Below are 19,449 nucleotides of genomic sequence, written 5' to 3' on the forward strand. Positions count from 1 at the left end.
GCGGAATATGTCGCTACGCATGAGAATTTTAGTCCATATGCGTCATGCGACGAACTGGATACCGCTGAAAACAAAAACCGCCCGCACCGGAGGAGGATGCGAGCGGCTTGAAGCTAACAGTCGGGCGTGACGTTTATTTATAAACGGCAGGCTGCAGCGGAATATCGGCAGGCGGCATGTATTGCGCGGTATCGCAGCCGTTAAAGACATAACGGCCACCGACGCGAACCTCATGCGAATACAGACCCTTGTCGCGGCCAGGACCGCCACCATTCGCAAAATCGAACATGTCGCCCTTGTTGATCTGGCGGAAGCGATAACCGACATCTGCCTTCAGATTACAGGTAACATCGATCGATGCACCGGCCATCAGGGCATAGGCGAAGCGCCACTTGCCTCTGCCGCCATGTTCGGTGGTCGGGTCGCAGCCAAGGCCGTTGGTGCTGCACGAAGTATTGCGCAGCTTATCCCATTTGACGTAGGAGCCGCCGATACCGCCGCCAACATAAGGCGTGATGCGGCCATAGGTACCAAGATCGACATAGGCGTTTGCCATCAGCGTGTATGCTCTAAGCGAGCTGAGATCCGCTGAAACGCAGGGACCGGGCACGGAACCACAGCCGCCGATGGTAGACCCGCGGAAATCCGATTTACCCATGTAATCGAAGGTTACGTCACTGCGGAAATAGTTGTTGAACTGATAACCGACACCGGCGCCGACGATGTAGCTATCCTTGACATTAGCCGTATCGAAATCGGCGAGATAACCACCCGGTCCACCCTGATAATAGTTGGCGCCGCGAAGCTTGTTGAAGGAATAACCGACGTCGCCGCGCAGATACCAACCACTTGCCTGCGTGATCTGCACTTCGGGTGCCTCGACATAGGCAGGCGCAGGTTCAGCTTGATAAAGATCGGCAGCGAAGGCGCTCGTGCCGGTCATCAGAACGGCCAGAATGCCGGCCAAAGCGTTTTTCATGACTTCCACTCCAGAAGAGGCACCTGCCGTTGCGGCAGCAAATGCCAGTGAACTGTTCAGTCACGGAGATTGGCGTAAAATGGTTAAGTCCCGATTAACCACGATCATTCACTATATTTATTAGGCAATACTCAAAGAAAAAGCCGACTCGAAAGCCGGCTTTTTCTTTTCACATTTGGTGGCGCAATTTATGCAGCCGAGCGGGCATTGGTGATGACCCCTACGAGATCGTTGACGATCTGCTCCACCTTCGCACTATCGTCGCCCTCCGCCATGACGCGGATCAAAGGCTCCGTACCGGAGGGGCGGATAACGAGGCGGCCATTATTGGCCAATGCGCTTTCCGCATCGGCGATCGCCTGCTGCACGATCGGATTTTCCAATGGCTTGCCGCCGGAAATACGGACGTTCTTCAAAAGCTGCGGCACCGGCTCGAACTTGCGGCAAACCTCGCTGACGGTGAGGCCCGAACGTTTGACCTTGGCGAGAACCTGCAAAGCTGCCACCAGCCCATCGCCAGTCGTGCCGTAATCCGACAATACGATGTGGCCGGACTGCTCACCGCCGACGTTGAAATTGTGGTTGCGCATATGTTCGACAACATAACGGTCGCCCACCTTGGTGCGGGCAAGGGTGAGACCCTTGTCGCCAAGGAAACGCTCAAGACCGAGATTGGACATCACGGTTGCGACGATGCCGCCACCACGCAGGGTATTGTCGGAAGCCCAGCTGTCGGCAATCACCGCCATGAGCTGGTCGCCATCAACGATCTCGCCGCGTTCGTCGACGATGATGACACGGTCCGCATCGCCATCGAGCGCGATGCCGATATCGGCCCGCACCTCATGCACCTTTTTCTGCAGGGCTTCCGGGTGGGTGGAGCCGCATTCGAGATTGATATTGATGCCGTTCGGCTCGTTGCCGATGGTAACGACTTCGGCGCCCAGTTCCCAGAGTGCTGCGGGAGCCACCTTGTAGGCAGCGCCATTGGCACAGTCGATGGCGATCCTGAGCCCGCTCAGCGTCACATCACGCGGCAGGGTACGTTTGACGAATTCGATATAGCGGTAGATATCGCCATCCACGCGCTTGGCGCGTCCGATCTCGCTCGGCTTGGCGAGCTGGGCATAGAGATCCTTGTCGAGAAGATCTTCGATTTCCAGCTCAAGCTCGTCGGAAAGCTTGTATCCGTCGGGTCCGAAAAGCTTGATTCCATTATCGGAAAATGGGTTGTGCGACGCCGATATCATTACGCCGATATCGGCCCGCAGCGAGCGGGTCAGCATGGCAACAGCGGGGGTTGGAATGGGCCCGAGCAGGAAGACATCAAGGCCGGCCGCGGTGAAACCTGCGACCAGCGCGTTTTCCAGCATGTAGCCCGAAAGCCGGGTATCCTTGCCGATCACGACACGATGGCGATGATGGCCCCGGCGGAAGATCGTTCCGACCGCAATGCCCACACGCATCGCCAGATCCGGCGTCATGGGGAAGACGTTCGATTGTCCGCGGATACCATCGGTTCCGAAATAACGGCGTGCCATTTGAACTCCAAATCTTTCGGGCATTCCGGCATAGCATAAAACTACCGGAAGCGTTTTTGGCTAAATGCCACAAACCACGATAAACAGCACGTAAATTACAGCAAAAATGGCTTATATCTTGTTACCAAACTGAAAAGGCCACCCGGAAAACCGGATGGCCTTTTTCAATAGTCGTCTTGGCCAGGCAATCAGTGCGGCTGTGGCTCCATGCCGCCTTCAGCCTCGCCGTCGCCCTTGGCTTCGCCGTCACCCTTGACTTCGCTTGGGCCGTCCTTCTTGGTGCCTGCTTTCGGAACAGCCGAGCCGCGGCTGCCAGGAGAATCGTCACCCAGATCGCGTGCCGGCTTCTCGCCCCTCAGCAAAGCCTTGATCTCGTCGCCAGTGAGGGTTTCGTATTCCAGAAGACCCTCGGCAATAGCAACGAACCCGTCGTGATTGTCCGTCAGGATACGACGTGCCTCTGTATAGGCCTCGTCGATCAGGCGGCGGACTTCGGTGTCGATCGTCTGAGCCGTTGCCTCGGAGACATTCTTGGACTGCGAGACGGAATGGCCAAGGAAGACTTCCTGCTGGTTTTCACCATAGGCGACCTGGCCGAGAGCGTCGGAAAAGCCCCATTGCGTTACCATGGCGCGGGCAAGCTTGGTGGCCTGCTCGATGTCCGAAGATGCGCCGGAGGTGATGTTTTCCTTGCCGAAGGTCAACTCCTCGGCAACGCGGCCACCCATCATGATCACCAGACGCGACACCATCCATTTGTAACTCATGGAGTAGCGGTCACCTTCAGGCAACTGCATGACCATGCCGAGTGCACGGCCACGCGGAATAATTGTCGCCTTGTGCAGCGGATCAGCCAAAGCAACCTTCAGCGCGGTAATCGCATGCCCCGCCTCGTGGTAAGCGGTCAGTTTCTTTTCCGCTTCGGTCATGGCGGAGGAGCGGCGTTCCGCACCCATCATGATCTTGTCCTTGGCGTCCTCGAACTCCTGCATGGTAACCACGCGCTTGTTACGGCGAGCAGCCATCAGGGCGGCTTCGTTGACGAGGTTCATCAAGTCAGCGCCCGAGAAACCGGGGGTGCCACGTGCCAGAACCTTGAGATCGACATTCGGAGCCAGCGGCACGTTGCGAACGTGAACCTTGAGGATGCGCTCACGGCCGACGATATCCGGGTTCGGCACGACGACCTGACGGTCGAAACGGCCAGGACGCAGAAGTGCGGGATCGAGAACGTCCGGACGGTTGGTGGCGGCGATGAGGATGATGCCTTCATTTGCCTCGAAGCCGTCCATCTCGACCAGCAGCTGGTTCAGCGTCTGTTCGCGTTCGTCATTGCCACCGCCAAGACCGGCGCCGCGATGACGACCGACAGCGTCGATTTCGTCGATGAAGATGATGCACGGCGCATTCTTCTTGGCCTGCTCGAACATGTCACGCACGCGGCTTGCGCCGACGCCGACGAACATTTCCACAAAGTCAGAACCGGAAATGGTGAAGAACGGCACATTAGCTTCACCCGCGACGGAGCGCGCCAGTAGCGTCTTACCAGTACCTGGAGGGCCGACCAGCAGCACGCCGCGCGGGATCTTGCCGCCGAGTCGCTGGAACTTCTGCGGATCGCGCAGGAATTCCACGATTTCCTCAAGGTCCTGCTTGGCTTCGTCCACACCTGCGACGTCGTCAAACGTCACGCGGCCGTGCGCTTCCGTCAAAAGCTTGGCCTTTGACTTGCCAAAGCCCATCGCGCCGCGCGAACCGCCCTGCATCTGCCGCATGAAGAACAGCCAGACACCGAGGATGAGGAACATCGGCAAAAGCGTGCCGAGATAGCTCAAAAAACCGGAAGAACCGTCGCTCTCGGGACGCGCGACGATGGTGACGTTCTTGCTCTGCAAGCGCTCCATCAAGCTGTCGTCGATTACTGGGGAATAGGTCTGAAAGGCTGTGCCGTTCTCGGTATAGGTTCCGAGAACCCGATTACCGGTGACGGTCACGTCGCGAACTCGCCCGGAATCCACATCGCGGAGAAACTGGGAATACGGAATTTCCCGCGAACCCGTTTGCGTCGGCGAAGTCTGGAACATGCTGAACAAAGCGATCAGCAAGAGGGCAATCACGGCCCACAAGGCGAAATTTCTGAAATTTGGGTTCATCGAACTCCCCGAACTCACACGGACATGTTTGCTGCCCGCTATTACTCGACCCTAACATAAGGACGACATCTGCCGTTGCCAAGGCAAAGGGCGTTATCTGATGCGTTTTGGTGTAAAAACTATTCCAAGGCAATTCACGAAAAAGAGGCCGGATTTAAACCGGCGGCTGTGGATAGGCCGCACGGCCGAATAAAACCGCGATGGCATTCGCCAACTCAAGGTCGAAGCGCGGCAGAAAAAGATCGAAGGGGGCAAGCCTCGGCACGATACTGATGGCACCTTCCGGAGAGGCTCGACCGGGAACCAACGTGGCAATTTGCGGCAGGATCGCCATCGCCTGTTTTGCAATCCCTGGCGGCACTGCTGGAAAAAGCGCTGCCGCATCCACAATACCACCCGTCCTGCCCGCCGCAATATTGACCGGAAAAGCCGATGTGTTTTTCACAAGGAAACGATCGTCCCAGAGGCCCTGCCCGCCAGCCTCGACTTGCAGCTCCGGCATATTCCGATGCTCGCGGAAAAGATAAAGCCCGTCCTTTCGGCGATCGAGAAGAACGCGGCCAACCGTTATCCGTCCGTTCTCGCTGGTTTTGAGAAACTGCAACACCCGATCCATGCTGCTGGCCGCCGGGAAATAGGCCCTTCCACCGAGATTAGCGATGAGCACCGCTAGCCCGTGCCGAAATTCGGGAAGATCGGGCATCAGGCCTTCAATCGACAATCTGGCGAGCGTGGCGTGAAAGACTTCTACGTTTTGTTGGAGAAAAAAGGCGGTTTTCTCGGAATATGCCTGTCGTTTAACGGCGGCCTGCGCATCAAACGGCGGCGGAGAGTCGGAAAGCGACTGCCGCACACGAACCCGCTCGTAGCGCGCGTTGTCGTTACTCGGGTCGTCAAACCAGCCACGCGAGCGAGATGATACGAAATCGCGGATCTCCTGTCTTTCACAGGTCAGAAACGGCCGCATGATCCAGTGGCGTCCACCGTATAATACAGCATCCGCCATGCCGGCGAGGCCGAGATTTTCGCTGCTCCCGCTTCTGGCGGCACGCATTGCCACGGTTTCCCGCTGGTCGCCAAGAGTATGCCCCGTCACGACGAGATCAGCGCCAATGTCGCTCGCAACGTCGGCGATCAGAGTATATCGGGCAAGACGAGAGGCTTCGGAAATGCCGGAGGCGGGTTTGGGATCATCCCATCGGCGCACGGTATGCGGGATACCGAGTTCCGCGCAGAGCAAGGAGACCTTGTGAGCCTCATCGGCGGATTCCGCCCTTAGGGCATGGTCAACCGTGACGGCGGAAAGCCGCATCCGGTCGGGGTCTGCCTCCGCCCTCGCCTCATGCATTGCCAGCAACAGACCGGTGGAATCGCTACCGCCGGAGATTGCGATGAGAATATGGACGGGTTTGCGAAGATTTTCGACGAAGGACCTAGCCGCAGCGAGCGGCGCAACCGTCTTTTCGTTCAAAATGCGGACATCAACCGGCATGAAAAGACCGCCGCCATGGCAGGAGCAAGATCAGCAGCTCAGCCGCTTCTGTTCGCTGGCAACCTTGTTCAGCACAGTCTTTGAAGCACTGGGATAACGCTTCGGCACTTCGCGCAGCGTGGCGCAGGCGGTCTCGGTGTTGTCCAGAGCTGCAAGCGACATGCCAAGCTTCATCAGCATTTCCGGCGCTTTCGGGGACTTTCCATAGGTCTGATGGCCGTTCAGGAAAGTTTTTGCGGCCTCGTTGAACTTGCCCTGCGAATATTGTGCCTCGCCCAGCCAGAAGCTGGCATCGGCGGCCTTGGTGCCCTTCGGGTAACCCTGGAGATATTGCTGGAACCCCTGCTCCGCCAGCTTGTAATCGCCGGAAAGAACGTGGCCGTAAGCAGCCTGATAGATATCGCCCTCGCTGGTGAGTGCTGCAGTGTTGACCGGATCGGTCTTGCGCGAACCGTTGCCGGTGGTAACGCCCGGAAGACTACCGGAAGAATTGTTGGCACCCTGGTTCAATGAGCCACCGATCGGCATGCCCTTGGAATCAAGCTCGATGGAGCCAAGCGTCGTCTCTCCCGGTGCACTCGTCGGCGCGTTCGCGGAAGAGGACGGCGAAACGGAAGCGCCACCCTGAGGTGGCGTTTCGATGATCGTTGCAACGTCGTCGCTCGGCGGAGCGGCCGGAGTGGCCTCCGCCTTCTTTTTCGGCGCGGTGGTACTCGCGCCTTTGCCGCCTTCCAGTTCCTGGAAACGGAATTCATTGTCTTCCTGCGCCTTGCGGATCGTTTCCTGCATCTGCAAAAGCTGGAAGCTCATTTCTTCGATACGGCCGTTGAGCTGCCGGATCTGTTCTTCAAGCTGCTGAACCTTATAGGCTTCATTGGCCTGAACCCGCACAATTGGGACCTGCTGAGAGTTGATCGTGCCGAAGCTACCCCCCGCACCGAACAGCGGACCCGAAACGGCTGTGCCGCTCAAGCCGGTGCAGGCTGCAAGCCCCAGCATTCCCGCCACGACAAGTTTCTTCATCTCATTTGCCCTGCCTTAACTGATTTGCACCGGAATGGCGCAAGCCGGATTTTTTCCATATCAACCGAAAAAGCAACTTAACTTCGGCCAAACTATGAAAAAAACGAAAGGCGGCCCATAGACCGCCTTCCATTCGAGATCACAAAAGCGTCAGGCGATTACATGCCTGCGCCACCGAGAACCGTCACAGCGCGGCGGTTCTGTGACCAGCAGGAAATGTCGTCGCAAACGGCGACCGGCTTTTCCTTGCCGTAGGAGATCGTCTTCATGCGGCTTGCCGGAACGCCCTGGGACGCCAGGAAGTCACGGGTTGCAGCGGCACGACGGGCGCCGAGCGCCAGGTTGTATTCACGCGTACCGCGCTCGTCGGCATGGCCTTCGACGGTGATGGCGTATTTCGGGTAACGGGCAAGCCACTGTGCCTGGCGCTGCAGCGTCTGCTGCGCGTCTGCACGGATGGACGTCGAGTCCGTATCAAAGAAGATGCGGTCGCCAACATTAACCGTGAAGTCCTGCTGGGAGCCGGGCGTCGCAGAGCCCGCACCGCCGAGACCGAGCTCACCGGCGCTGTTCGGCATGTTCTTCTTGTTCGCGCAGCCTGCGAGAGCAAGAGCGAGCGTCATGGCGATAACAGCCGGATTACGGGCCAGTTTCTGCATCGGGCTGAGTGCCGAAGTGTGTGTACGGCTCATCGCCGGTCTCTCCTTGGGATTGCAATAACGTTGCCAGACACTAACGGATCGAGGTTAATAGCCGACAAACGCTTATGGTTAACAGAAAGGAAACGTCCCACTTTTTTGCTCCCTCACAACACTTTGCGGCAAGAAAGAGGCAGTTTCCCGTACGGCATGTGTAAAAACATGACGGCGCCGGTTGGGCCGGCGCCGTCATGGCAGTCAATATCAGTCCAGAAGCGGCGACCAGGCCGGGTCCGAAGCGAAGGTGGGAGTCTTGATCAGCTGTTCGTTGTAGCCGGTCAAGTCGATCGAATAGAGCTGCGGACCGCCAGCACCAGCGTTCTGGCGGAAGAACATCAGCACACGGCCGTTCGGCGCCCATGTTGGGCCTTCATTATGAAAGCCGCTGGTCAGAATGCGCTCACCCGAACCGTCGGTTTTCATCACGCCAATCGAGAACTTGCCGCCCGATTGTTTGGTGAAGGCGATCAGATCGCCGCGTGGCGACCAGACCGGCGTGGAATACGACCCGTCGCCGAACGAAATACGCTGCTGTCCTGAACCATCGGCATTCATTACGTAAATTTGCTGACGGCCGCCACGGTCGCTTTCAAAGGCAACACGTTGCCCATCCGGGGAGAATGACGGTGCAGTATCGATCGCGGACGTGTTCGTCAGGCGCGTCGTGGTTCGTGAGCGCAGGTCCATGGTGTAGATATTGGCGTTACCATCCTGCTGAAGGCTCATGATGACCTTCTGGCCATCCGGCGAGAAGCGCGGCGAGAATGTCATGCCGGGGAAATTACCGACCACTTCGCGCTGTCCGGTTTCCAGCTGCAGCAGGTAAACGCGCGGCTGCTGGCCTTCAAACGACATGTAGGTGACTTCCTGACGGTTCGGCGAAAAACGCGGCGTCAGGACGATGTCGTTCGAATTGGTGAGGTTACGGACGTTGAAACCGTCCTGGTCCATGATCGACAGCTGACGCTTGCGGGCTGTCTTCGGGCCGCTTTCTGAGACGAAAACGACGCGGGTATCGAAGTAACCCTTTTCACCGGTGACGCGCTCATAAATGGCGTCCGCGATGATGTGGGCGACACGGCGCCAGTTTTCCGGCTGCGTGAAGAACTGCTGCCCGGTCATCTGCTGGCCTGCGAAAGTATCCCAAAGGCGGAACTCCGCACGCAGACGGCCATCGCTTTCACGCGTCACGCGGCCCGTTACGAGTGCCTGCGCGTTGATAACCTTCCAGTCCTCAAAACGCGGCTGCTGATCCGGGTTGGCGATTTTTTCGATGAAGGCACTCTTGTTGACTGGCGCAAACAGGCCGGAACGCTGCAGATCGGCAGCAATTACGGCCGATACCTGAGCGCCGATGCCGTCACCCGAGATGAAGTCCGTGATGGCGATGGGCAAGGGTTCGACGTTACCCTTGTTGATGTTGATTTCCACCCGCGCAAAAGCCGGTGCGGAGAAAACCGACATAAGGGCCGCGACAGCGAGCACCAGCCGGATCGGCGAAAATATCTTCATGTTGCCAGGCCTTTCAGCATTCATAGCAATTCACTGGGATCGAAATTCACTACGACTTCGTTCCATGCATCATATTTGTCGGCAGGAAGGTTCGTGAACGGAGCAGAACGCATGATGGCGCGATAGGCACCACCGGAAAGGGCGCGACGCGTTCCCTCGGAACCACCCGTTGCTTCGATCTCGGGTCGGCCGATGATGGATCCATCACGGTCAAGCTTCATGGTGACCCGAACGCGAACGTCCGAGGCATCCGCCATGCCGGGAATGATCTGCCAGTTTTTCTGGATTGCGCCACGCAGCGCATCCATTTCCGTCTGGCTGAGCGTCGAACCGCCCGTGGTCTTTTTGCCGCCAAGCGATGCCTGCTGGGTGGAGCGCTTTGCACCACCACCGGAGGGCGCCTGCTTGTTCAAAAGCGCGGCAACATCGTCAGCGTTAAAATCGCTTTCCTTCGACGAAGCGGATTTCGCCGTTTCCTGCTTTTTCTCACCCGGCTTCTTGTCGGAAGGCTTGTCCGTGGACTTTGCCTGATCGGGCTTGGTCTCTGCAGGCTTCTCAGCGGGCTTCTGCTCGGCAGGTTTGGTCTCAGCCTGTTTCGGCACTTCCGGCTTCGGCGGCTCCGGGCGGGAATTCGGGCGCGGCACATTCGGCGGCACGGGAATTTCGGCCGGTTCCTGTTGCACCGGGGGTGGCTCTTCCGCTCTCGTTTCCTGCGGCGGCGGCTCCGTCTTCGGTTGCGGCGCGATCTCGGGCTTGGTCTGCGGCAAGGCGGCCATTTCCTGCGGCTTCGGAGCCGAGGTCTCTTCCTTGACGATTTCCTTCACCTCATTCGCCTTGGTGTCGACAACCGGCTGCGGCTTTTCCTGCTTTGGCGGAGCGGCCGCACTGATATTGTCGTTCGGCTTTGTAGTAGGCGTCGGCGGCGCTTCTATATCGGCCACGTTGTTGCCGACATTCTGAGCGTTCGGAACGATATCCGGACGTGTAGTCGGAACCGGGGCCGACTTTTCCGCCTTCGGCGCGTTCTTGTCGCCTTGCTGGATCTGGCTCAATTCCTCGATTGGCACCAGCTCCACAGGCAGGGCCTCAGCCTGCGACACGTCAAGAGGCTCCGGCGAGCCCAGGGAAACGAGGGCGAAAGCCAGAAGCGATGCGTGCACGATCGCGGATGTGGTAAGGCTGCCCTTCATCGCTGACGTCAATTATCCTGTTTCTGCTGGGTCACAAGGCCGATATTCTTGAAGCCCGCTGCCTGGATACGCGCCATCACGTCGGCGACGACGCCATAGGCGGCAACGGAATCCGCGCGCACGAAGATGCGTTCGTTATAGCCTGTCGTGGCGATTGCCTGCAGCTTGTCGGCCACCTCGGCCGCCTGGATTTCCGTTTCCTGCAAATGGATCTGGCCATTGGCATTGACGGAAATCGTGATCGGCTGCGTATCCGAATTCAGCGCGTTGGCAGATGTCTGCGGCAGGTCGATCGGAACGCCGACCGTCATCATCGGTGCGGCCACCATGAAAATGATGAGAAGCACAAGCATGACGTCAACCAGTGGCGTCACGTTGATTTCGCTGATCGCGCCGCCCCTGCGACGTCCGCCGCGCCCACGGCGTCCACCGGAACCGCCGCTGCTGCCACCTGCTGACATACCCATAACATCTACTCCATTTTGCCTTGCGGCAAATTACTGCGCGGCGCGCTTATTGGGCTGCCTGCCGCGTCTGAAGTTTTTCATCGATCTGGCGCGACAAGATCGCGGAGAACTCGTCGGCGAAACCTTCCATACGAGCGGAAAGCTTGTGCGCGTCAGCCGTGAACTTGTTGTAGGCGATAACCGCCGGAATAGCCGCGACAAGACCGATGGCCGTTGCCAGAAGCGCTTCGGCGATACCCGGCGCCACGACCGCAAGGTTGGTGGACTTCGAACCGGCAATCGCCTGGAACGAGGTCATGATACCAACGACCGTACCGAAGAGGCCGATGAACGGACCGGCAGAACCGATCGTCGCCAACGAACCGAGGCGAGCCTCGTATTGTTCGCCTTCACGAGCAATCGTCACGTCCATTGCCCGGTCGATACGCATTTGCAGACCGATGGGTGAACGGGCGCCGCGTTCAAATGATTTCTTCCACTCCCGCATGGCGGAAACGAAAATTGCCGCGAGACCAACATTCTGGCGTTCTGCCAGAGTGCGGTAAAGCTCTTCGAGCGACTGGCCAGACCAGAAGACCTGTTCGAACTGGTCGAACTGGCGCTTTGCCTTGCCGAAGCTTACGTATTTGTCGAAGACGATCGCCCACGTCCAGACCGAGGCGGCGATAAGTCCAATCATCACGAACTTCACGATGAGGCCCGCCTGCATAAACAGCGCCCAGAGACTTACATCGTGCGTCGCCGCTGCCAAACCTGCCTGTTCCATAAATATCCAATCCCCGAATCCAAACGCCCGGTACGGGACCGGGCGATTCAAACGCGTGTTAACGCTCGAAGCTATGCAGCAACAGCCGCAAACCCCTTTGCCATACCCCGATACTTGCCAGTAAGCCTTACTTGCCAATAAATTTGGTGAAAGGAAGGCGTGCGCCGCACAAATGCCAGTTGCTAAAGTAAGACACCATTATGGTTAAAGGAGTGTTACAACCGCGCCACGTCTGATGGATTTACTGGACCAGCCCCGAACTTACTTCAGGAATTTTTCGGCCACCGTCTCCGGAAGGCGCCTTGGCCGGCCATTGGCATTGATGACGGCGATGATGACCTTGGCGGCAACAAGCAGCGTTTCGCCGCGCCGGATTTCCTGATTGAGCACCATTTTTGCGCCCCCGGCCTTTTCGGTAAGGGTGGTGATCGTCAACACATCATCCATCCGGGCCGGGCTCTTGAAATCGATCTCCATACGATGGACGACGAAAACGAGACCCTCCTCGTCGGCGGTCAGGAGTGCGCTTTGCTCGCAGCCGAGGCAACGCAGGTAGTCGGTTCGCCCGCGCTCGAGAAAATGCAGATAGCGCGCGTGATAAACGAGGCCGGAAAAATCCGTGTCCTCATAATAGACCCGCTGCGTCAGGCGGTGCCCATGTTCGATGAGTTCGCCGGAAAGCGAAACCACAAGCTCGCTCATGATATCTCCTTGGAAAGTTCGGCCGCACCTAAACGACCCTCGCGGACGATAAGATGCTCGTGGCGCTGAGGCAGCATCTCGATGCGCTCAGCAATGAAACGGGGTCTGAGATCGTGTTCCAGCAGCGCGGAAGGCTGCGCGGGCAGCCAGCGGAACTCCACCTCGACGCCATCCAGCACGCGATGCACTATATCGCTTTCATGGAACGGCAAAGGCTGGCGCAGCGAAACCAGATAATAAAATGCCAGTTCATGCGCGGCATAATCATCATAGCCGAAAAAATTCTCCGCCGACCAGAGAAGACGCTCGACGGCGCAATCCCGGTCAAGCTCCTCGCCGATCTCGCGGGTGATGGTCTGCTCCGAGCTTTCACCGATTTCCGCCCGCCCGCCCGGCAGGGCCCAATAGCTATCCTTGGCGCCACGCTGGACGAGAAGATAGTTGTCGTGGAAAATCAACGCCGCCACACGCATGCTGAACAGCTGCGGCTTGCGGTCCAGCCGGATCATATGGCGCTCAGGGGCAGAAGTCATTTGGCGTCCAGGTCGCCGTCATACCAGACAAGGTGTCTTGTGGTCTCAGGCAGGTGTTCTATTTCATCCGCGATGAAATAGGGCGGAATATCGAGTTCGGTCAATGCATCACGGGTCGCAGCGACCCAGCGAAACTCGAGCTCGTTATCGCCATCCTGAACGCGGTGAATGATATCCGTCGGGTGAAAGGCAAGGGTCTCCGGCAAATCCATCAGGTAATAGAAACCGAGTTCGTGCCAGTCCTTACCCTCATAATGGAAAAAATTCTCGACCGCCCATAGAAGCCGCCCGACCTTCGCTTCAACGCCAAGTTCCTCGACCATTTCGCGCGCCAGCGTTTCTTCGGAACGCTCGCCCATTTCGGCGCGGCCACCTGGAAAGGTCCAGAATTTCTCATGGGACGCGCGGTGCACCAACACGTGGCCATCCCGAAACGCCAGCCCCGCAACGCGCATCTGGAAAATGCGTTTCGGCTTGAATTTCATGCGGATACGGGTGTCCTGCACCGTGGTGTCTTGCGTCATTAACTGAACCTGCTGGCTGGAAACATCAAATCGGTTTCCGTCCACCCTAACGCATCCATCTCGGCTTTTCTCGCCTTTGCGTCGTCTCCCACAATGAATTCATCCAGTTGTGGCGGCTTGATCATGGTACCGGACAGCATGGCATGCACCTGCCCGCGATGATGCGTCTGGTGCTGGAAGAGATGGGACAACACATCATCGCAGCGATCCTGCTGGATGCGTGTTCCACGATGAATATTGACGATGGCAGCGAGGCCGTCTTCATCCAGCATGTCGACAAAATCGATCAGTTCTTCGTCCAGTTTCGCTTGGGCAACATGCAGCTCCGCCATGGTGGCGAAAGGCTCTTCCTCGTCAAAAGCGGCAAGGCCGAGCGTCCCGCCTTTAACAGCGTCGATATAAAACAGGTCAACGGTGTAGATGTGGTTCAGGGTCGCCCGAAGGGTTGGAAAGAAGCTGACGCGAGCGGCCACGAATTCCTCCTGCAACAGCTGAAGACAAGCCTGATGCAGCCTTAAATTAGCCAGCCGGTTGTTGCGCGCGAGTTTGCGGAAAACCCGCATCGGATCGTAGGCCATCGACGTCCCTTCTCATGGCGCCTGATAACGCCGTTTTTCAATCGACGTGTTCCAGCTCGGACTTGCTCTTCAGAACCTTCGCCCCATCTTCCTGCTCGATAAGATAAGCGGGTTCGTCCTTGCTGGCCTTGCGCTTTATCGTGGAACCGGAAATCGTTTTTTCGACATCATCAGTAAACGTCTCGACGATTTTTCCTTCGCCGGTTCCGTTGCCCCATTTCCAGCGAACCTTCGTACCCTTGCGATATCCGGACATCATCATTTCCTGACCAAAGAACATCAAATGCGAAAGCGCCGGGCTTGTTCCCTCAATCCTCTTCCAGCGTCAGCCGGAATTGCGCCGCCTCGAGATCTTTAGGCGGCTGCATGCCCAGATGTTTCCAGGCAGTGCCGGTCAGAACGCGGCCGCGCGGCGTGCGCTGGATGAAACCCTGCTGGATCATGTATGGTTCTATGATGTCTTCGATCGCATCACGCGGCTCCGACAAGCCAGCGGCGATGGTCTCGATACCAACAGGGCCGCCGCCGAAATTGACCGCGATCATGGTCAGATAGCGCATGTCCAGCTGATCGAGACCCATTTTGTCGACAAGCAACCGCGTCAGCGCTTCGTCGGCAATCTCACGGGTGACGGCTTCCGCCCGGGCCACCTCAGCGAAATCGCGAACCCGGCGCAAGAGCCGTCCGGCGATGCGCGGCGTGCCGCGTGCACGCCTTGCTATCTCGCGTGCGCCATCGTCGGTCATGTTCAGACCCATCAGCCGCGCGCCGCGCCGAACGATCAGTTCCAGCTCGTCGACAGTGTAGAAGGCCAAACGGACAGGAATGCCGAAGCGGTCGCGCAGCGGCGTTGTCAGCAAACCAAGACGCGTGGTCGCGGCAACGAGGGTGAACTTGGAAAGATCGATCTTTACCGAGCGGGCCGCAGGCCCCTCACCGATGATGAGGTCGAGCTGGAAATCCTCCATTGCCGGATAGAGAATTTCCTCGACTGCCGGGTTGAGACGATGGATTTCATCGATGAAGAGCACATCGCGCTCCTCGAGATTGGTCAAAAGTGCGGCAAGGTCGCCAGCCTTGGCGATCACTGGTCCGGAGGTGGACTTGAAGTTGACGCCAAGCTCCTTGGCCATGATCTGCGCCAGCGTGGTTTTGCCGAGACCGGGAGGCCCGACGAACAACACATGGTCCAGCGCCTCGCCACGGTTCTTTGCCGCCTCGATAAACACCTTGAGATTGGCGCGAGCCTCGGCCTGGCCGGTAAAATCGTCCAGCGACTGCGGGCGCATTGTGGTGTCGATATCTTCACCGCGCTTGTCCGCCGAAATCAGTCTGTCCGCATCGCTCATAGAGGGCATTCCATTGTTCTAAACCAATTCAGGAGATGGTCTTCGCCGCTATATCACGACTGTCGCACGAAGGCGCTTCACGAAATTCAGCATCGCACCCGGCTTCGTTCGCTTGCTGCGCGCAGCTTAGCGTGAAAGTTCGCGCAGGCCGAGCCGGATGAGTTTGGCACTGTCGCCGCCCTCCCCGCCGTTCTTCAGCGCGGCCGCAACGGCATTTGCGGCCTGATCGCGTGAATAGCCGAGATTGGTGAGCGCCGACACGGCATCCGCCACCGGCGCGGAGGCGACACCCTCGCCAAGTTCCTGCTTGAGCCCGATGGAAGCCGAAGCTTCTCCTGCAAAGGCAGGCGCCTTGTTGCGAAGCTCGGTAACGAGGCGCACCGCCACCTTCGGCCCTACGCCCGGCGCACGTGAAATCATCACCTTGTCCTGCAGCGCTATCGCATTGGCGAGTTCAGAAGGCGACAGGGTAGACAAGACGGCCAGCGCCACTTTCGAACCTACCCCCTGCACGCTCTGCAGCAGATTGAACCATTCCCGCTCAAGTGCCGACAAAAAGCCGAACAGCCTCAGCTGGTCTTCGCGCACATAGGTTTCGATGAAGAGGACGACCGCTTCACCAGCGGAACCTATTTTTGAGAGTGTGCGCGCCGAGCAATAGGCGACGTAACAAACGCCGTGCACATCCACCAGCACGTAATCCGCGCCGATTTCCTCGATGGTGCCTTTAAGTTTCCCAATCATGATGCCGCCCGCTGCAATGAGACTTCAATATTCAACCGGCCGCCAATAGCCGCGCCATCCTGTCGCCGCCGCGATTATGGGCGTGGCAGATTGCGATCGCCAAGGCGTCCGCCGCATCGTTACCCTTGAATTCTGCTTTCGGCATCAGGATTTTCAGCATCATGTGGATTTGCTGCTTTTCGCCGTGCCCAACACCTATGACGGCTTTTTTGACCGCGTTCGGCGCATACTCGAAAACAGGCAACCCTGCCCGCGCCGGAACCAGCATGGCAATGCCGCGCGCCTGACCGAGCTTCAGCGTGGCGACAGCATCCTTGTTCACGAACGTCTGCTCCACCGCCGCCTCATCGGGTTGATAGCTGTGAACAGTATCCGCCAGCCCATCATGCAACTGGCACAGGCGGGAGGCGAGATCCATATCACCATCCGATGTCACCGTGCCGGAAGCGACAAACCGAAGGCTGTTGCCGAAGGTTTCGATGACACCCCATCCGGTGCGCCGCAACCCGGGGTCGATACCGATGATTCGAATCGTCTTTTGCATAAGCCACCCTATCTTTTCGGCTGCGACCCTGCCAGCGATAAGTGAACAAAACGACAACATTGATCAAATTTGCAGTGCAGCATTTACCTCTGCTTAAACCGCGTACCGCATTGTTCCCGCACAAAATCAAAAAAGGGGAGCTGCGGACATGATGATCCGCAGCGCAATATTTTCGCCATATCAGCCATCCGGTGGCGCCATCAATGCATGGTGCGGGAAGTGATACGGCATTGAGGGCTGCATCGGCCATGCTGAACCGTTTTCATTCCATATCCACCAAAGTGCTCGTGATTTTCCTTGCGCTGATGACGATCTCGACCGGGGCTCTCACGCTTCTCGGCTATCAAAGCAGCAGCGGCGTTCTCGAGGAACAGGCGTCGAAATCCATGGAGAGCATTCTCGTCTTCAGGGGCGATATGCTGCAGGAACGCCTTGAGCAGCTTGAAACGCAGGCGGATTCTATCGCCAAGATCGAATCCCTGCAAATGGCGGTAGTTTCCATGCGCAGCGGCTGGGGCACCGTGCAGAAGAGTTCCGGCGACGCAAAGGCGGAACTGCAACGCGTCTTCGTCAAGGAAAACCCCTACGGAGAGAAAGAAAAGCTCATCAAGCCCGAAAATCCGAGCGGCTTTTATTATTCCACCCATGAAAAAACCCAGACGGATATCGGCGGCTACCTCAAGGGAACCCCATTCAGCGATGTTCTCTTCATCGATCCGGCCGGCACGGTTTATTACTCCTATCTGAAAGGACCGGCTTTCGGGGAAACCGTCACGGGTGGCGCCTGGGCGGATAGCGGCCTTGGGGCTGCTTTTGCGCGCGGAGCCACCAACGCAGGAAAAGCCGTGAACGACGTGGCGCAGACGAGTTTCTCCGGCCTGCGCGTCGACGCCGCGACCAAAGAGGCCGGCATCTATTTCGGCATTCCGGTAGTCAAATTCGGTGCGTTCAAGGGCATCGTTCTCTTCCGCGTCAAACAAGAGGTCTTCAGCCAGATCCTCGCGAAAGGCATCTCCGCCGGCAGCTCCGAACAATCCGCGATCGTTTCCGCCGATGGCAAGGTTCTGGGCGTGGACGGCAACGGTCTCGTCAGCCTTAATCCGGCAATCTATGGCTTCCATGCACAAGCACTCAATACGTCCGGTATGACGATTGCCAAGATCAACCGTCCGGACGGCGAAGCCAATGCCTATGCCCGCGCCTTCTCGTTTGCCGGTGAAAAATACCTCGCGGTGGAAAGCATGTTGCGCAGTGAGTTGAACGCCGGTTCCATTTCGATTGCTGGCACGCTAGCCGTCATCGGCCTTTGCGTTCTGGCAGCCATGTGCGCGGCAACTGCCTTTTTTGCACGGCGCCTGTTCGCACCGCTGGAGAAGCTGGCCGGGCTGACCGGCGAAGTGGCGGCAGGCCGTCTCGATGCCGAGATCGGCAATCAGGACCGCAAGGACGAGATCGGCCGCATGGCGCGCGCGCTTGGCAGTTTCCGCGAAAAACTCATTTTGCAGCGGGAAATGGAAGCGACCACGTCTCGCACGCGCGAGGAAGCCGAAACGGCACGCCGCGCACATCTTGCGGAACGAGAGGCCGAGGCCGGCACCCTGCAGATGGTCGTGCGTTCTCTTGACGAAGGGCTGGATCGACTGGCAAACGGCAATCTCGCCTATCGCATTGAGACTGTCTTCCCAGACGATCTTGAAAGCCTGCGCCACAACTTCAATACGGCGCTTGCAAGGCTCAGCGAGACCATGCAGGCCATCGGCGGCAATTCCGCCGCCGTTCGCGGCGGCTCGGAGGAAATGCGGGTAGGTGCAGACCAGCTCGCTGAGCGCACTGAACGGCAGGCCGCCTCCATTACCGAGACGGCAAGCGCCATCAAGGCAATCACCGAAGCCGTCCGCGACCAGATCGAACGCGCCGAACAGGCAACACGGATCGCCCGCGACGCCAGTACGCAGGCCACTGCGTCCAGCCAAGTCATGGAGCAGACCATCGCCGCCATGGAAGCGATCCAGACCTCGTCGCGCCAGATCAACCAGATCATCGGCGTTATCGATGAAATCGCCTTCCAGACCAACCTTCTCGCCCTGAACGCAGGTGTGGAAGCCGCGCGTGCGGGCGAGGCCGGCAAGGGTTTTGCCGTTGTGGCGCAGGAGGTGCGCGAGCTGGCACAACGCTCGGCCGCCGCCGCAAAAGAAATCACCAGCCTGCTGAAGCGCTCCACCGACGAGGTTTCCACCGGCGTGGCACTGGTCGAAAAGGCGGGGGCCTCGCTAACCGGCATCGGCAAGCACGTGCAGACCATCAGTTCCCGCATCGAAGAGATCATGGAATCCACCCGCGAGGAGGCGCATACGCTTGCGGAAATCAACAGCACCGTCACCAGTCTCGACACCATGACGCAGCAAAATGCCGCCATGGTGGAGGAGACGACGGCGGCCATTCACAATCTCGCTTCCGAGGCGGGAGAGATGGACGGCAGGCTCGGACAATTCGTACTCGCTTCCGACCGGCAACCTCCAGAACATCGCGAAACCCGGCAATTCCGTCGAGCGGGCTAAAAAAATGAAAAGGGGCCTCTTTCGAGGCCCCAATTTTTTTGAACCATCCTTCAATTCTGCGCGACTTCTATGGTAAATCGGGACACGCGCCTTACA

19 protein-coding genes are annotated in these 19,449 nt (G+C 58.2%); 1 reads left to right on the forward strand and 18 read right to left on the reverse strand.

Translation table 11 applies throughout. The features are described from left to right. Nucleotides 1-133: 133 nt before the first annotated feature. The 18 genes from AC1DCP_RS15390 to ruvC all read right to left on the reverse strand — a co-directional run bounded on the left by AC1DCP_RS15390 (nt 134) and on the right by ruvC (nt 16,795). Complete coding sequence (locus tag AC1DCP_RS15390) at nt 134-979, reverse strand: outer membrane protein (protein ID WP_003511380.1); 846 nt, start codon at nt 977-979, stop codon at nt 134-136. 188 nt (nt 980-1,167) lie between these two features. Then, nucleotides 1,168-2,520: a phosphoglucosamine mutase gene (glmM, locus tag AC1DCP_RS15395; RefSeq protein ID WP_003511381.1), complete on the reverse strand. Its 1,353-nt coding sequence runs from the start codon at nt 2,518-2,520 to the stop codon at nt 1,168-1,170. A gap of 188 nt (nt 2,521-2,708) precedes the next feature. Next, nucleotides 2,709-4,673, reverse strand: a complete 1,965-nt coding sequence (gene ftsH / locus AC1DCP_RS15400) for an ATP-dependent zinc metalloprotease FtsH (RefSeq protein WP_013761814.1) — start codon at nt 4,671-4,673, stop codon at nt 2,709-2,711. 154 nt (nt 4,674-4,827) lie between these two features. Beyond that, nucleotides 4,828-6,165, reverse strand: a complete 1,338-nt coding sequence (gene tilS, locus AC1DCP_RS15405) for a tRNA lysidine(34) synthetase TilS (RefSeq protein ID WP_149910268.1) — start codon at nt 6,163-6,165, stop codon at nt 4,828-4,830. Between the two features lie 30 nt (nt 6,166-6,195). Continuing rightward, nucleotides 6,196-7,188 carry a tol-pal system protein YbgF gene (ybgF, locus tag AC1DCP_RS15410; RefSeq protein WP_003511385.1) on the reverse strand — a complete coding sequence of 331 codons (993 nt, stop codon included), beginning with the start codon at nt 7,186-7,188 and terminating at the stop codon, nt 6,196-6,198. Nucleotides 7,189-7,346: 158 nt separating this feature from the next. Continuing rightward, entirely contained in the window at nt 7,347-7,880 is a 534-nt protein-coding gene (pal, locus tag AC1DCP_RS15415; protein ID WP_003511386.1) for a peptidoglycan-associated lipoprotein Pal, read from the reverse strand. Between the two features lie 210 nt (nt 7,881-8,090). After that, nucleotides 8,091-9,398 carry a Tol-Pal system beta propeller repeat protein TolB gene (gene tolB, locus AC1DCP_RS15420; RefSeq protein WP_003511387.1) on the reverse strand — a complete coding sequence of 436 codons (1,308 nt, stop codon included), beginning with the start codon at nt 9,396-9,398 and terminating at the stop codon, nt 8,091-8,093. Between the two features lie 20 nt (nt 9,399-9,418). Next, the gene (locus AC1DCP_RS15425) at nt 9,419-10,588 is read right to left on the reverse strand and encodes a hypothetical protein (protein WP_476774413.1); all 1,170 of its coding nucleotides are present in this window, start codon (nt 10,586-10,588) and stop codon (nt 9,419-9,421) included. Between the two features lie 8 nt (nt 10,589-10,596). Then, nucleotides 10,597-11,055, reverse strand: a complete 459-nt coding sequence (tolR, locus tag AC1DCP_RS15430) for a protein TolR (protein ID WP_003511389.1) — start codon at nt 11,053-11,055, stop codon at nt 10,597-10,599. Between the two features lie 46 nt (nt 11,056-11,101). Continuing rightward, the gene (gene tolQ / locus AC1DCP_RS15435) at nt 11,102-11,821 is read right to left on the reverse strand and encodes a protein TolQ (protein ID WP_003511390.1); all 720 of its coding nucleotides are present in this window, start codon (nt 11,819-11,821) and stop codon (nt 11,102-11,104) included. Between the two features lie 261 nt (nt 11,822-12,082). Next, entirely contained in the window at nt 12,083-12,523 is a 441-nt protein-coding gene (ybgC, locus tag AC1DCP_RS15440) for a tol-pal system-associated acyl-CoA thioesterase (RefSeq protein ID WP_003511391.1), read from the reverse strand. After that, nucleotides 12,520-13,056 carry an NUDIX hydrolase gene (locus AC1DCP_RS15445; RefSeq protein ID WP_476774414.1) on the reverse strand — a complete coding sequence of 179 codons (537 nt, stop codon included), beginning with the start codon at nt 13,054-13,056 and terminating at the stop codon, nt 12,520-12,522. Before AC1DCP_RS15445 ends, ybgC begins: the two co-directional genes overlap by 4 nt. Continuing rightward, nucleotides 13,053-13,580, reverse strand: coding sequence for an NUDIX hydrolase (locus AC1DCP_RS15450; RefSeq protein WP_019564901.1), 528 nt, complete (start codon nt 13,578-13,580; stop codon nt 13,053-13,055). The genes AC1DCP_RS15445 and AC1DCP_RS15450 overlap by 4 nt, the downstream gene beginning before the upstream one ends. Further along, the gene (locus AC1DCP_RS15455; RefSeq protein WP_476774415.1) at nt 13,580-14,158 is read right to left on the reverse strand and encodes a DinB family protein; all 579 of its coding nucleotides are present in this window, start codon (nt 14,156-14,158) and stop codon (nt 13,580-13,582) included. Before AC1DCP_RS15455 ends, AC1DCP_RS15450 begins: the two co-directional genes overlap by 1 nt. A gap of 37 nt (nt 14,159-14,195) precedes the next feature. Continuing rightward, a complete protein-coding gene (locus AC1DCP_RS15460) occupies nt 14,196-14,414 on the reverse strand; it encodes a hypervirulence associated TUDOR domain-containing protein (RefSeq protein WP_075807662.1) in 219 nt (72 codons plus the stop codon). 52 nt (nt 14,415-14,466) lie between these two features. Then, entirely contained in the window at nt 14,467-15,507 is a 1,041-nt protein-coding gene (ruvB, locus tag AC1DCP_RS15465; RefSeq protein WP_003511396.1) for a Holliday junction branch migration DNA helicase RuvB, read from the reverse strand. A 126-nt stretch (nt 15,508-15,633) separates the two neighbouring features. Next, nucleotides 15,634-16,251 (reverse strand): Holliday junction branch migration protein RuvA, encoded by a 618-nt coding sequence (ruvA, locus tag AC1DCP_RS15470; RefSeq protein ID WP_065660471.1) that lies wholly within the window; start codon nt 16,249-16,251, stop codon nt 15,634-15,636. A gap of 31 nt (nt 16,252-16,282) precedes the next feature. Next, nucleotides 16,283-16,795, reverse strand: a complete 513-nt coding sequence (gene ruvC / locus AC1DCP_RS15475) for a crossover junction endodeoxyribonuclease RuvC (protein WP_003511398.1) — start codon at nt 16,793-16,795, stop codon at nt 16,283-16,285. A gap of 248 nt (nt 16,796-17,043) precedes the next feature. Between ruvC and AC1DCP_RS15480 the strand changes: the two genes are divergently transcribed. Next, on the forward strand, nt 17,044-19,353 hold the full coding sequence (locus tag AC1DCP_RS15480; RefSeq protein WP_112192249.1) for a methyl-accepting chemotaxis protein: 2,310 nt from the start codon (nt 17,044-17,046) through the stop codon (nt 19,351-19,353). Nucleotides 19,354-19,449 lie beyond the last annotated feature (96 nt).

The organism is Agrobacterium sp. 10T429, assembly GCF_056393925.1.